This is a genomic window from Paraburkholderia aromaticivorans (genome assembly GCF_012689525.1).
In the GTDB taxonomy this organism is placed as follows: Bacteria; Pseudomonadota; Gammaproteobacteria; order Burkholderiales; family Burkholderiaceae; genus Paraburkholderia; species Paraburkholderia aromaticivorans_A.
In genome coordinates this window covers 1,355,917-1,369,997 of sequence record NZ_CP051514.1, presented here as the reverse complement: position 1 = coordinate 1,369,997, position 14,081 = coordinate 1,355,917, and the positions used below count along the sequence as shown (strand labels likewise).

11 protein-coding genes and 1 pseudogene are annotated in these 14,081 nt (G+C 59.0%); 9 read left to right on the top strand and 3 right to left on the bottom strand.

Translation table 11 applies throughout. From position 1 onward, the window contains the following. Positions 1 to 151: 151 nt before the first annotated feature. Both HF916_RS51685 and HF916_RS06440 read left to right on the top strand, forming a co-directional pair. Positions 152 to 340, top strand: a complete 189-nt coding sequence (locus tag HF916_RS51685) for a hypothetical protein (RefSeq protein ID WP_346777694.1) — start codon at positions 152 to 154, stop codon at positions 338 to 340. Positions 341 to 1,644: 1,304 nt separating this feature from the next. Beyond that, on the top strand, positions 1,645 to 1,914 hold the full coding sequence (locus HF916_RS06440) for a DUF1488 family protein (RefSeq protein WP_168788206.1): 270 nt from the start codon (positions 1,645 to 1,647) through the stop codon (positions 1,912 to 1,914). Positions 1,915 to 2,818: 904 nt separating this feature from the next. Here HF916_RS06440 and HF916_RS06435 read toward each other — a convergent pair. Next, on the bottom strand, positions 2,819 to 3,037 hold the full coding sequence (locus tag HF916_RS06435; protein ID WP_168788205.1) for a hypothetical protein: 219 nt from the start codon (positions 3,035 to 3,037) through the stop codon (positions 2,819 to 2,821). Between the two features lie 314 nt (positions 3,038 to 3,351). Here HF916_RS06435 and HF916_RS06430 point away from each other — a divergent pair, with 314 nt between their 5' ends. Beyond that, on the top strand, positions 3,352 to 4,620 hold the full coding sequence (locus tag HF916_RS06430) for an IS256 family transposase (protein ID WP_168787787.1): 1,269 nt from the start codon (positions 3,352 to 3,354) through the stop codon (positions 4,618 to 4,620). Between the two features lie 254 nt (positions 4,621 to 4,874). Here HF916_RS06430 and HF916_RS06425 read toward each other — a convergent pair whose 3' ends face one another. Next, positions 4,875 to 5,165 carry a hypothetical protein gene (locus HF916_RS06425; protein ID WP_168788204.1) on the bottom strand — a complete coding sequence of 97 codons (291 nt, stop codon included), beginning with the start codon at positions 5,163 to 5,165 and terminating at the stop codon, positions 4,875 to 4,877. A 412-nt stretch (positions 5,166 to 5,577) separates the two neighbouring features. Here HF916_RS06425 and rpoD point away from each other — a divergent pair. Next, positions 5,578 to 7,576 (top strand): annotated as a pseudogene (gene rpoD / locus HF916_RS06420) (RNA polymerase sigma factor RpoD). Positions 7,577 to 7,828: 252 nt separating this feature from the next. Here rpoD and HF916_RS06415 read toward each other — a convergent pair. Further along, the gene (locus HF916_RS06415) at positions 7,829 to 7,999 is read right to left on the bottom strand and encodes a hypothetical protein (protein WP_240975415.1); all 171 of its coding nucleotides are present in this window, start codon (positions 7,997 to 7,999) and stop codon (positions 7,829 to 7,831) included. A 578-nt stretch (positions 8,000 to 8,577) separates the two neighbouring features. Here HF916_RS06415 and HF916_RS06405 point away from each other — a divergent pair. The 5 genes from HF916_RS06405 (at position 8,578) to HF916_RS06385 (ending at position 13,655) form a co-directional block, all read left to right on the top strand. Next, complete coding sequence (locus tag HF916_RS06405) at positions 8,578 to 9,846, top strand: IS256 family transposase (RefSeq protein ID WP_168787787.1); 1,269 nt, start codon at positions 8,578 to 8,580, stop codon at positions 9,844 to 9,846. 2 nt (positions 9,847 to 9,848) lie between these two features. Further along, positions 9,849 to 11,384: a hypothetical protein gene (locus tag HF916_RS06400; RefSeq protein ID WP_168788202.1), complete on the top strand. Its 1,536-nt coding sequence runs from the start codon at positions 9,849 to 9,851 to the stop codon at positions 11,382 to 11,384. Beyond that, positions 11,381 to 11,629, top strand: coding sequence for a hypothetical protein (locus HF916_RS06395; protein WP_168788201.1), 249 nt, complete (start codon positions 11,381 to 11,383; stop codon positions 11,627 to 11,629). The genes HF916_RS06400 and HF916_RS06395 overlap by 4 nt, the downstream gene beginning before the upstream one ends. 101 nt (positions 11,630 to 11,730) lie before the next feature. After that, entirely contained in the window at positions 11,731 to 13,254 is a 1,524-nt protein-coding gene (locus tag HF916_RS06390) for an integrase (RefSeq protein ID WP_168788200.1), read from the top strand. After that, on the top strand, positions 13,251 to 13,655 hold the full coding sequence (locus HF916_RS06385; protein WP_168788199.1) for a TetR family transcriptional regulator: 405 nt from the start codon (positions 13,251 to 13,253) through the stop codon (positions 13,653 to 13,655). Before HF916_RS06390 ends, HF916_RS06385 begins: the two co-directional genes overlap by 4 nt. Positions 13,656 to 14,081 lie beyond the last annotated feature (426 nt).

The following is a 14,081-nucleotide window of genomic DNA, read 5'->3' as shown; positions in this document are numbered from 1 at the left end:
TAGGTAGGCAGAAGCTTTAGAATAAGGACCATCTCTGGAGGGGACTGTTGCAAGATTCGGGAACAACGCTCAGTTATGTTGTGCTGCGGGGGTATGGTGCTATTGCGGCGCGTCAGTCTGTTACCCTTGAGCTTTTGACAACCACGAGCCAATGCGCAAGCTGAAAGATCTCGAATGGCAGTTCAACGCGCGTCATTTCGACCGCGAAGTCATCGCCCTTTGCGGGCGTTGGTATCTGCGCTACAAGCTCGGTACCACTGGCGACGCTTCGTCGCTTGGACCAAGTAAACGATCGATGCCGAGATCGGGAAACTGCTCGACGGCTATGGCCCAGATTTGAAATCCGTTTGAACACTGAGCCGGTTGTTACTCTCGACAAGCGACATCCTCGGCTAGCCGTCTATGGCGGCCGGACCTATCCGTCTACCGATGATCAGCCTGCGACACTAATGCTGACTGTCGTCGCAGGTTCTGCCGTACGCCTTGTGGCGCACAGCGTCAGGCATCCGCGCATCCATTCAATTCGAATGCCTTGCACGACATCATTAAAATTCATTGAATGATGCCGATCACGTACTAAAGTGTTCTGTGTAGCACTTGATACGCGGAGGCAACGATGAGTGGACGGTCCAAAGGGGAGCTCGTGCTGAGCGATTCGGAGCGCGAAGACCTGCAGTCGCTGACGGAGCGACGCAAGACCGCGCAGGCCCTGGCATTGCGGGCGCGCATCGTCTTGGCGGGTCACACAGCAAACGGTTTCGAAGTGGCGGTCGCGGTTCGTGATCTATCGTGTGGACGGCCTGCTCGATGCACGCGCTGACCCGATGGGCACCATGTCCGTACCACCGTTGATATCCATCAAGGTAGTGGCGTTGCTCGCTTTGATGTCCATGGGCCGATGGCTAGCATTAATGTATCGGCGCAGCTTCCTGCTCATCCCGCTGGGATGAGCAGCAAATCGGTTCGTCGATGCCTTTCATATTCTGCCGCGGAGTTTGATATGCAGTCTCAGGGACCGCGTAGTGCCATAGCCGTCATCCTTCATGAACACCAGCAGATGTCGACCGTGGTAGAGGGCATGCGGCGCTTCGTGCATCTGCTGGCAGCAGGCACGCCCACTCCGGGCCTTATGGTGTTACGGGGCGATGCTTTATTACATCCGCGAGTACCCCCAGCAGGTGCATCACCCTAAAGAGGATCGTTACCTGTCCACACCGCTGCGCGATCGGACTGATGAATACGCGCCGCGATTTGAGTACGCTTCTTCAGAAGCGACTACTGCGTTCGCGCTGATAAACACAGGATCGGCTATGTTTTCAAGGTGCCATGCCGGGGTGCTCGCCAGGGATCGGTCACACGGCGTCCCCGAGAAGCTCGCCGTCATGAGGAATGTCGACTTTCAAGTGGAGACTACCCGTCAATGCCGGCTGAGTGCGCAGTAATCCAAAAAACCGGTTACGACAGAGGGGTTACGGGGGGCCGGGGCGCGCAACGAACACTCCATGATAGTCTTCGTTACCGACGCCGGGCCGAGCTGAATCGTGAAACCGGCGACGACCGCACTGCTTGCCACTTCTGGTAAATTTATCGTTACGCGGCGCGGTACAAATACAAAGACCGCGAATGATCTCGTTGAGGTGTGTCATGGAAGTTCTTAATCGCGCGCCCGCCGTCTCGCCGGACGGACGCGCTGTGGTTTTCATCTTGTCCGCCCGCGGACGCGACTTTGAAGGCACGGTTGCCCGTGCCGCTCTCGAAGAACATTTCTGGCTTCCGCCTGACGCCGACGCGGCACGCCTGCTCAAGACTTTCGCGAACGGTCGCGACCGGATTGTCGCGGTAGCACAAAGAAAGCTGCTTGCGCGACCGGTCGAGCCGTTGTGGTTGACCGCCAGCGACTTCGTGACGCGGTGACCGAACGTCACCGGACAACGACTGCCAGATCGATGCACGATTGCCATATAAAAAAGCATGATCGCTCAAATGTTGGTCACTTCTTTTCTGTCAAATTCGGAATGACGCGGATGAGCCAATGAGCGGATGCGCGGGCAGGTAACGCGGTGACCCCGCCGGGGCACGCTGTATAGGCATGCGCAGTTACGCACGAAAAGCGCACCCTGGCTTTTGACAGATCCGGTCGTGCAATCAATTTGTGCCACGGCTGCAGCCTCCCACGCTTTGTACGCGGTCCTTTTGATTCCCGGCGGCGCCGCGCTTCGCCGCGAAAGCTTTTAGCCGGACTTATCCACTTTCCTGGTAAGGGTCGATCTGGCTACGCTGCCGCCTCGAGGCGGCGGTGCGTCACTTTGGGTGACCGTCACGAAGCAAATCGAGCGAGCTAGCTAGAGTCACGACACGGCACCATTCAACGACCACCGACCAAAATGGCTGCTCCTCTAAGCCCCGTTCCTGCGCAAACTGCAGTATGGCATCCAACTGTTGGCCGGAGCATCGAAAGGCTTCACGCGAGGCGAGGGAGGCGGTTCGCGTAGGCATGGCAATCCTTTGTTTATGATTTCACGCGGCGGCGAGTTGCGCTTGCCGACTAAATTATTTCCGCGTGCAAACGGATTACGCCATGCGACCATTGAAGCGACTGCGCGACACCGAACATATTAGACAGACATCGGGCAGCGCGAAGATACATTTATGATCGGCGACAGAGTAGCGGATGGGCATGCTGGTAATCCGATTCTGTATATCGTCTACGTGAGCGAAAGCTTCTGCGAGTACTTCCTGGAATGACAAATGTATATTGAGGAGTAAGCCGTCGCGCGGCCGCCGCCGATCCCGCGGATCGTCGACGTGTTTGCGGCGATTACGCTGATTGCGCCAACCTGGCCGCGCAAACTTCGTGGATGCCACAAACGACCGGCGACGCATAGTCGAGCATCCCGCCGTCAATGAAGAGCGGCACCAACGATTGCTCCATACTGAGCCCGAACGTCTCCATAACTTGCGGCGCAAGGTCTGCCGCTCTCTGTCCAAGCGGGATGCGTTCCTCCCAATCAAAAAGAGCGCTCCATTTGCCTTGCACCAGATGCGTCCTGATTCAACCAGGTGGTCGTGCGCAGCCATTCGCCAGTACGTGTCACCGCGACGAGCTGAGCGATAACGAGGTAGCACAGTAGCTCGACGCGGGCGTCGTCATCCGAGCTGGTCGAATAAGTTGTGTCGGCGGGTCCCAGTTCTGCCGCATCCTGTTCGCCTCATTAAGTACTGCCGAGGCATCTACGAGTTATCGTCAGAAGTGGTGTACGGGGATGAGTCGGGGATTTGAGAAGGCGGCGGCGGTTAGCTGAGAATGTTGCTTGTCGAGAGTAACGAACCAGCGAACCGGAATCCACCACCATGAAGAAGTTTACGGAAGAAACGAACGACGGTAAAGCAGCAGCAAGCGTTGGTAGCCTTGATGAGCTGATCCAGCAAGGCGCGCGACAGATCATCCAGCAGGCGATCGAGGCAGAATTGGCAACATTGCTCGAACAGTACGGGAACGTGAAGACACTCGACGGCCGGCGCGCCGTGGTGCGCAACGGCTATCTGCCGGAGCGTGAGGTCGTCACGGCGATCGGTCCGGTCCCAGTCAAAGTGCCGAAGGTACGCGACCGCTCAGGCTCGGGCGTGAAGTTCAATTCGAACATTGTGCCGCCCTACATCCGCAAGTCACCACGGGTGTCGGCGGCGCTGCCGTGGCTCTACCTGCGCGGCGTGTCGACCGGCAACATGAGTGAGGCGCTCAGCGTGCTGCTGGGCGAGCAGGCGAAAGGGCTTTCGCCGAACGTAGTCAGCCGCCTGAAGGCGCAATGGGCCGAGGAGCACCTGTTATGGAACCGACGCGACCTAGCAGACGCGCGCTGGGTCTACTGGTGGGCTGACGGCATTCATACCGGACTGCGCAGCGACGATTCCGAGGGCCAGTGCCTGCTGGTGATCATCGGCGTGAAGCCGGACGGAACGAAGGAGCGCGTGGCGATCGCCGACGGCTATCGCGAATCGAAGGACGCGTGGCGCGACGTGTTGCTTGATCTGAAGGCGCGTGGCCTGCAAGGCGGCCCGATGCTGGCAAGCGGGGACGGTGCCATGGGGTTGTGGGCAGCATTGGCCGAAGTGTTCCCGCAGACGCGGCACCAGCGCTGCTGGTTTCACAAGACCGGCAACGTGCTCAACGCATTACCGAAATCGCAGCACAGCCGGGCCAAGGAAGGACTACAGGAAATCTGGCAAGCCGCCACGCGCGAAGACGCGCTCGCGGCCTTCAACCGTTTCGTCGACGTCTATTCGGCCAAATATCCGAAAGCCGCCGGGAAGCTCACAAACGATCGCAATGAGTTGCTGGCCTTCTACGATTTTCCCGGGGAGCACTGGCAGCACTTGCGGACCACAAACCCCATTGAATCGACGTTTGCAACCGTCCGGCATCGCACGACGCGCACGCGCAATTGTGTTTCGCGAGCGACCTTTCTCGGTCTGGCATTCAAGCTGATCGAGTCGGCCGAGCAATCGTGGCGACGCATTCGCGCACCAGAGAAGATCGCCTCGCTGCTTGAAGGAATCCCTTTCAAGGATGGCGTACCGGTGACCGACAGCACACCGGCCCAGCAACCGTTGGCCGCCTGATCATGCCTGCCGCCCGTACACCACATTTGACTTTAACTCGGCATCTACACGGAGCCGCAAGATGGCTTCCCGAATCTCACACAGTTCGTCATATGCGTCGATGGTGTCGGCCGCATCCATCATGGTGGCGCAAAAGCGGATTGCGGGCTACGTCCTTCGTCAATTACGGCCGCTGCCTGACAGCGGTCCTCAGCGGATCATTCAGCGTGATTTTCCGTCACTGTAACCTCCGACGAGCGTGTGGTACGTGACCGTCACTTTCCTGCCACGGTATCCTTGCACCCGAACGTGAGCTCAGCCTCCTGCGGCGTCCACCCGCGAACACCATGCGTCTGCATCTCGACCTGATGCATTTGCTTGCCCTGTTGTGTGCAGTATTCATCGGCACGTTTGAGGCTTGACGCCTTGACTTCTCCCCATGGCGTCATCCCGCCGCGGATGTGTGTTGTAACAGTGTAGTGTCCGTCGCCGGCAGGTGTAACTTCGGAGACTGTTGTGCATGCAGCGAGGATGGTCAGTCCAACGAACGCTATTTTTGTTTTCATGTGCTTTTTACTTTTTCGAATTGTGTGAGGGACAGTTTATCGCAACACTGCGACTGGTCTATTCGTGCATGAGTTGCACCCGTGTGTTTGCCGGTCACCATTCCGCGAATGTCCAAAGTGCTTCCTGGATTTCAGCGGCGATCTGGGGCGCAGACCGCGCCGGCGGGAAGCGGGACGAATGGGTTGGATTGATGCGGTGCAGCAATCGGTGTTATAGTGTCAGACTGTAGTTTCCATGCGCTGTTTCTCGCGCTGTTCCAACCGGTCCGCCCATTCAGGCAGGCCGCGTCTTTTGCTCGCTGCGATCTATCATTCGTGTTCGCCTTCAGCCATCCATGTCGTGGCTCGCCGGCCGCAGTGCGGGTAGCCGCTGGTCTCGCTATCGCTGGGCAAGTCTGTCAAGAAAAATTTATTGACACGTTCTGATCGGGAAGATTCCAGGCTAAACACCGTCGCATCCGCGCCGAAAGCTGCGGGTCGACGCGCAATGAAGGGCAAGGCTACCGCGGCCTTGCTGTCGATCGACACAGTGTCTGTCGCGTTGCAGGACGAAGAGCGGCAGCGTCAGATGCGCGCACTCATCCAGTTAGGAAAGGAGCGCGGCTACCTGACTCACGCCGAATCAACGATCACTTGCCGGACAACTTCGCGCAGACCGCGGCCATCGAGACCATTGTCGTCACCTTCAATGACATGGGCGTAGCGGTCTACGAGCAGGCGCCCAATGCGGAGACGCTGTTCCTGAACGATGCTGCGCCGGCAGCCGTGTCGGACGACCAGGCCGATGAGGAAGCGGAAGTCGCGCTTTCCACGGTCGATTCCGAATCGGGCGCACCACCGATCCCGTACGGATGTACATGCGTGAAATGGGCGCGACCGGATTGTTGACGCGCGCGGGTGAGGTTGAGATCGCAAAGCGCATCGAAGACGGCCTTCACGAAATGATCCAGGCGATTGCGGCCAGCCCGGCGACTGTCTCCGCGATCCTTGCGAGTGCGAACCAGATCGAAGCCGGCGAACTGCGCATCGACGAACTGGTCGACGGCCTCAACGACGACTCCGCAGAGGCCGGGCTGTCGGTGCCGGACTCAGATGATGCACCGGATATCGACGCGGACACCGCCGCCGACGACGGGCAGGGCGATGACGACAGCGGGGTCGAGGAGGGGAACCCGGCGAAGGCCAACGAGGCGCGTCTGAAACAGCTCACGAGCGACAGCCTCGCGATATTTGCTCGAGTGTGCGAGTTGTTCGCTCAGATTCCGCGTGGTGACGCCGCGCAAGGCAAGGGGCAGGTCGCCTTCGCACGCATATGCGAAGCAATCCAGCGCGAACTGGCGCCAATTCGCTTCACAGCACGAGCCATCGATCGGCTGTGTGCCGGCGTTCAGCAAGAGCTGGCGCAGGTGCGCGCGGTCGAGCGGCGTATTTTGCAGATTGCCGTTAACCGTTGCGCGATGCCGCGCGAGAAGTTCATCGAGTCGTTTCCGGGGCACGAAACCGATCCCGGCTGGACCAACCGAGCCGCCGCGGTGTCGCGCAAGTATGGAGCCGCGCTCGAACGCAGTCTGCCCGCCATTCAGGCCGAACAGCAAAAGCTGATCGATATCGAAGCGAATGTGGGACTGCCGCTGCAACAGTTGAAGAAGATCAACCGGCGGATGATGGCGGCCGAGTCGAAAATGCGGCAGGCGAAGCGCGAGTTGATCGAGGCCAACCTGCGTCTCGTGATCTCCATCGCGAAGAAGTACGTGAACCGCGGCATGCATCTTCTCGATCTGATTCAGGAAGGCAACATCGGCCTGATGAAAGCCGTCGACAAATTCGAATATCGACGCGGCTTGAAGTTTTCAACCTACGCGACGTGGTGGGTGCGACAAGCCGTCACGCGTTCGCTTGCAGATCAGGCGCGCACGATTCGCGTGCCCGTGCATATGATCGAGTCGATCAACAAGCTCAACCGGATTTCGCGCGAGATTCTGCAACAGACCGGACGCGAGGCTCACCCCGCGGCACTCGCCCAGCGCATGGAACTGCCGGAAGGGAAGGTTCGCAGTATGTTGAAGGTCGCGAGGCAACCCGTGTCGCTCGAAACGCCGGTGGGCGAGGACGCCGACGCGACGCTTGGCGACATGATCGAAGATCCAATGGCGGCATCGCCCGCGGACGCGGCCGTGCATGCGAACCTGCGCGCCGCGATCGATGACGTGCTGGATGCGCTGTCGCCACGTGAGGCGAAGGTGCTGCGGATGCGTTTTGGGATCGATACCGCGTCGGACCATACGCTCGAGGAGCTGGGCAAACAGTTCGACGTGACGCGCGAACGGATCCGGCAGCTCGAAAGCAAGGCGATGCGAAAACTGATGCACCCGAGTCGCGCCGAGAAGCTACGGCAATTTCTCGAACATTGAGCCATAGACCCGCGCGTCGGCGCGTTGTGTTTGCCCCAGCGGAGCTCGCCCGTCCCGCGGCGGCCTTAGAGGGTAGCCACATTCCCTCTCGGAAACGCGGCCCCCGAAGAACGCAGCATGCGACTTTCACCGCACTGTATGTGCTTACCCACATACAGTGCGGAATGTGGCGGTCGTCCATATGTGGCGCCGATCCTCGGTACACCGTTGAAATGGGCAGAATGTCGGATCGGCCACCACATATATTTCCCGCTATAGTCCACGCAGGAACTCCATCAATCCTGGCTGTTCTCGCCAGGGCTTTCTGGATTTGCCGCTATCGGCGGGAGCACAAGTCGCCAACGCTCTCGCTTTGGTTTCCAGATCAATTTCGGCGTAGATGTTCGTCGTGTTAAGTGAGACGTGGCCCAGCCAGCCGCGGATCGTGTTGATATCGACGCCCGCCCGTAGCAGCGCCGTCGCGGTGGTGTGACGCTTATCTACTCGGCGATATAAGCGGCATACCTACGCGACTCATACCCTAGTCGCGCTTCAGCGATCGCGAGATCGCTACCGAATCGAACCTCTGGTGTTCCTACAGCGACAACTCGGGCATGCATCGGTGCAGACCACGATGGTGTACCTGCACTTGGTCAACGAGTTGGCGGATGACGCCGTGCTGACATATGACGACGAGCTTAATGATCTGGCAGACAAATTGAATGGGCAAGCGGAAGATCTTCACCAAGACTGACCTGACAACGCCTCAGGTGGACTACGAGCGCGACGCCAAGGGAGAGATCGTCATCGCTGCGGTGATGCCGCCGGCCTGCACCGAAGTAAAGTTCGGTCGGAACACCACCAAACACCGAACCTTCGACTTCGCACCCTGGTATGGGTTCGGTAGAGTTATCGTCAGAAGTGGTGTACGGGGATGAGTCGGGGATTTGAGAAGGCGGCGGCGGTTAGCTGAGAATGTTGCTTGTCGAGAGTAACGAACCAGCGAACCGGAATCCACCACCATGAAGAAGTTTACGGAAGAAACGAACGACGGTAAAGCAGCAGCAAGCGTTGGTAGCCTTGATGAGCTGATCCAGCAAGGCGCGCGACAGATCATCCAGCAGGCGATCGAGGCAGAATTGGCAACATTGCTCGAACAGTACGGGAACGTGAAGACACTCGACGGCCGGCGCGCCGTGGTGCGCAACGGCTATCTGCCGGAGCGTGAGGTCGTCACGGCGATCGGTCCGGTCCCAGTCAAAGTGCCGAAGGTACGCGACCGCTCAGGCTCGGGCGTGAAGTTCAATTCGAACATTGTGCCGCCCTACATCCGCAAGTCACCACGGGTGTCGGCGGCGCTGCCGTGGCTCTACCTGCGCGGCGTGTCGACCGGCAACATGAGTGAGGCGCTCAGCGTGCTGCTGGGCGAGCAGGCGAAAGGGCTTTCGCCGAACGTAGTCAGCCGCCTGAAGGCGCAATGGGCCGAGGAGCACCTGTTATGGAACCGACGCGACCTAGCAGACGCGCGCTGGGTCTACTGGTGGGCTGACGGCATTCATACCGGACTGCGCAGCGACGATTCCGAGGGCCAGTGCCTGCTGGTGATCATCGGCGTGAAGCCGGACGGAACGAAGGAGCGCGTGGCGATCGCCGACGGCTATCGCGAATCGAAGGACGCGTGGCGCGACGTGTTGCTTGATCTGAAGGCGCGTGGCCTGCAAGGCGGCCCGATGCTGGCAAGCGGGGACGGTGCCATGGGGTTGTGGGCAGCATTGGCCGAAGTGTTCCCGCAGACGCGGCACCAGCGCTGCTGGTTTCACAAGACCGGCAACGTGCTCAACGCATTACCGAAATCGCAGCACAGCCGGGCCAAGGAAGGACTACAGGAAATCTGGCAAGCCGCCACGCGCGAAGACGCGCTCGCGGCCTTCAACCGTTTCGTCGACGTCTATTCGGCCAAATATCCGAAAGCCGCCGGGAAGCTCACAAACGATCGCAATGAGTTGCTGGCCTTCTACGATTTTCCCGGGGAGCACTGGCAGCACTTGCGGACCACAAACCCCATTGAATCGACGTTTGCAACCGTCCGGCATCGCACGACGCGCACGCGCAATTGTGTTTCGCGAGCGACCTTTCTCGGTCTGGCATTCAAGCTGATCGAGTCGGCCGAGCAATCGTGGCGACGCATTCGCGCACCAGAGAAGATCGCCTCGCTGCTTGAAGGAATCCCTTTCAAGGATGGCGTACCGGTGACCGACAGCACACCGGCCCAGCAACCGTTGGCCGCCTGATCATGCCTGCCGCCCGTACACCACATTTGACTTTAACTCGGTTCGGTATTGATCCGCTCACATACGTATGCCAGCGGCAGATTGAACGCTTTCTCGACAAGCAAGACGCCGATGTGCAGCCGACGACTGTGGTGGGGTACTGCACGCAAGGTCTCGCGAAATTCTTGACGCACATGACCATGCTCAGTGCTGCAGTCGGCCGACCGATGCATCTCAACGACGTCACTCGCGAAACCATAGACAGCTATCTGCTTTTCCTGCGCGACCAAGGGATCGCCACAGACTCGCAGCGAACGGCTTACAGCTACACGAAGTCTGTCCTGCAAGCGTTGGGACGAAGGGGTCTACTTCACGTGATCGAGCGCGGCAGTGAAGCCACTTTCCCCAGGAACCCCTTTCCAGGTTCGCCCCGCCATGACAAGGGGGTGCGACCACTCTCTGTCACTGAGAAGAGGGCCTTCACGTTTGCCGTGAGAGCGGCGGTGCGACCACTGCTTGGAACGGACGAGGAACCCTCAGCGACGCTAGCGGCATACGCCCTACTGGTCGTGGCTTTGCATACTGGCCGGAACACCACCCCGCTGCTGGAGATGCGAACGGACTGCCTTCGCGCTCATCCAAAGGAGGGAATCGAATTCCTGGTGGTGTTCAAGCGCAGAGGCTTTACCTCAAGCAAAGTGGCTCTTCGGACTTCCAGCTCCGTGAATCCTATCGTGGAATCCATGCCAACACTGCGCGCCACAGTGGCACAACTGATACGTCGTGTTGTCGATCTGACGGCTGACTTGCGCCGTGAGGCGCCGGCCGACATTCGTGATCGGATATGGCTGTATCGGCGAAGCAGAGACAGTGAGCGCCGGGTCAGTGCACTGACATATGGCACGCTCGAGGAGGCGATTAAGAAGCTGGTCAAAACTTACGATCTGCGCGGCGATAACGGCGATCCGATGCGGGTCAACGTTAGCCGGCTGCGCAAGACCTTCGTCAACCGAGTGTACGAGATCCTGGACGGCGACGTTGTCGCCACTGCGACGGCAGCCGGGAATTCCGCTGTCGTAACTATGCGAAATTACTTGCGACCCAGCGAGGAGACCCGCAAAAACTGGCGTTTTATGGGTATCTTGCTCGTAGAGGAACTGCTGACGAACACGCTCGGGGCATCTGAGCGAACACCGGTTGGCCGATGCTCGGACACCACAGCCGGCGAGTATGCTCCCAAGCGAAATGGCGATATTTGCCAGAGTTTTTTGAACTGTCTTCGCTGCCGAAGTTATGCGGTGACCGGTGACGACCTGTGGCGGCTGTTCTCGTTTTACTTCCGCATCTTGCGCGAGCGGCCGCGCGTGGACAAGCGCCGGTGGGATCGCCATCTCGCCCACATTCCTCGCCTGATCGAGCGGGATGTCGTGCAGGCTGGCCTTCGCCGAAAGCTCTTCAAGCCTGAGCAGGTGAACGCAGCCAGGGAACGGGCGCGGCTCGATCCTCATCCCTTTTGGGCAAGTACCACCATCATTGACGAACTGAACTCACTGGCATGAAGTCCGTACCCTTGCGTGCACCAGCGCAGCAGCCTGATGACCATCCTGTCCTCGCCCACAAGAATCTCGCGACCACCATCATCTCGCCGCGCAAGATCAATGGTCAGATCGTCATTCTTAGTCGATACGGCGACCCGACGTGGCGTCTCGTCGGGCAGCCCACGAACAAAGGGGCATCCGAACATTGCGTGGACTTCAATCCGATACCGACCTGCTGGCAGACAACGATGAAGGCGCTCTTGTAGCACTACATGCTCCGCGGACGCGAGGGAAAGAAGCGGCCGTCGTGTCGCGCGGTGGTAAAGCTACTTGGCGACGCCAACCATTCCTGCAGCACCTGGGACGATTGAACATCACCAGACTGGCCGATGTCACGCCCTTCGTGTGTGCGTCGTTCGTCGACTTCTGCAGACAACACCGGCAGCGGGGCTCCGCCAGAGCGGGCAAGCCGCTGCAAGCAGCGTCGCTCGGACACCTGTTCGGCGCTGTCGAGGCGCTCCACGAGCTGAGTCAGTACACGGACGATCCAATGCTCGTGCATCCCTGGCCCGGTACGTCAGCTACTCACTTGGCCGGCTTGACGGGCCACGGAACTGGATATCGGGGAGGCAAAACTCCGCTTATGCCTGACGAGGTGCTCATCACTCTCTTTCAGCGCGCGTGGTCGTTGGTTGAAGCAGCAGATGATGTCCTTGATGTTCGTGATGAGATCCTCATACTCCGCCGTGCCGCCGGTGGAAAGACTTCTGCCGAAGCCGTCTACGTACGGAGTCGAGGATGGGCAAACATGTTCGAGTTCAACAAAGCAGTGCTCGAGTTGCGAACGGCTTGCTACATCGTCGCGGCGGCCCTTTCTGGGTGCCGCAACCATGAACTTGGTTTCGTACAAAGGGGGGCTTGCTATTGCACGGAAGAAGCCGTGGATAACGATGACGAGACAAATACCTACTGGTGGATGCGTTCGCAGTCTACGAAGACAGGCGAAGGGAATACAGAGTGGGTGGTTCCTGAAGCTGTGGCGGTTGCGCTGAAGGTCATGGAGCGGTGGTCGTCCCCCTATCGAGCCCTGATCGAGGCCGAGATCGAAACCCGTGTCGCCGAGAACCCGTCGGATCCGGAGATTGCCGAGGCGCAACTTCACCTAAACGCGGTTTTCCTAGCGATGACGCCGAACAAGGGCAACCAAGTGCGCACGATGTCGGGTCAAATGTGGAACAAGGCGTTGAAGACATTTACCTGGAACTGCGGATTGCAGTGGGACCTTGCCAGCCATCACTTTCGCCGTAAGTTTGCGAACTATGCCGCTCGTAGTCACTTCGGAGATCTTCGGTACTTGCGCTCTCACTTCAAACACTGGTCGATGGACATGACCTTGGGTTACGCTTTGAACGCCTCGCAGGAGGTTGCGCTTTACGCCGATATCCAGATAGAACTCGACGATATCAAAGAAGAGGTGGTAGACGGCTGGCTACAACCCGGAGCCGCCTTAGCCGGCGGCTATGGCGAAAACATTGCGAAGTGGCGCGGCAGCCATGCCGTGACGATCTTCAAGGATCATCGACAGATGGTGCGGTCCCTGGCAGAGAGCGCATCCATTCGTAGCAATGGTCATGCGTGGTGCACGGCCGAGGACAACAATTGTATCGGTAACGACCTTGAGCGCACGCGTTGCAGCGGCTGCGACAACGCAGTCATCGGGCCTCAGCACGCGCCACTCTATCATGGGCTTCATGACCATCTGCACGAGGTGTTAGCCTGCGATGACATCGGTGAAGGCGGGCGAAACCTGGTTCGTCGAGACATGCAGCGTTGCCGCGATGTCCTGGTGATGCTGGGCCACAATGCTTCGGAAGAGCCCACGACAGTATGAGCAAACAACGGAAACCAGCCGACCAACGAGAGAAGGACCTGCGTCTGGCGATGTTCCGAATCCAGCGAGGCCGGGCGCACACCGACGTGGAGAAGCTTAGTATCTCCTCCGTTGCCAGGGAGGCTGGGATCTCTGCTTCCTTGATCCACAACCATTATCCAGACATCGCCGAGGCAATCCGCCTCGCCCAGGGGCGCGGCAGCCCGGCACAGCGGGACGCAAAGCGACTGGAACTCAAGACAGAGCGCGATAAGACCCGCGACCTTCGCCAGGAGACCGCGAGCCTCCGCTCCGATGTGAGTCGACTCGCGTCGATCAATGAGGTTTTGCTGGCTGAGAACGCCGTGCTGCGAGCTAGGTTAGGCGACCCTCAGGTGGTGCCGATACACGAACGAAGCTGAAGGGTTCAGCATTTTCTGATTGATGTCGGACGTTCTCTGCCGCGTTGCAAAAGATGGGCGCGCTAAGCTGGATCGTTCGGCAGGCACATTTTGCAGAGGGTTTTTTGATTACCGCTCGCGGACTGGCCCCGACCGGCCTGCTCACGCGTGAGGGGCCGCGATCGCCAATCAAAAAACCCTCTGCACTATGTAAAGCTTTGCATAGCGACCCATCTCGGACGATTGCAGATCACGTTGGAACGTCCGCTTGCCGAGCAAGCCGGTTGCTCCGCCCGAAAGGAGCATCAATCTAATTTGCTTGCTCCCTGAATCAGTCGGGGCGATAAAGCAATATGTGTCACCCGTCGTTAAAGGAATACACGGAACGCGCCGTTAATGCATGGAGGTCGAATGCGGGACGGGTACGAAGGCGCGTGATTCGTTCAA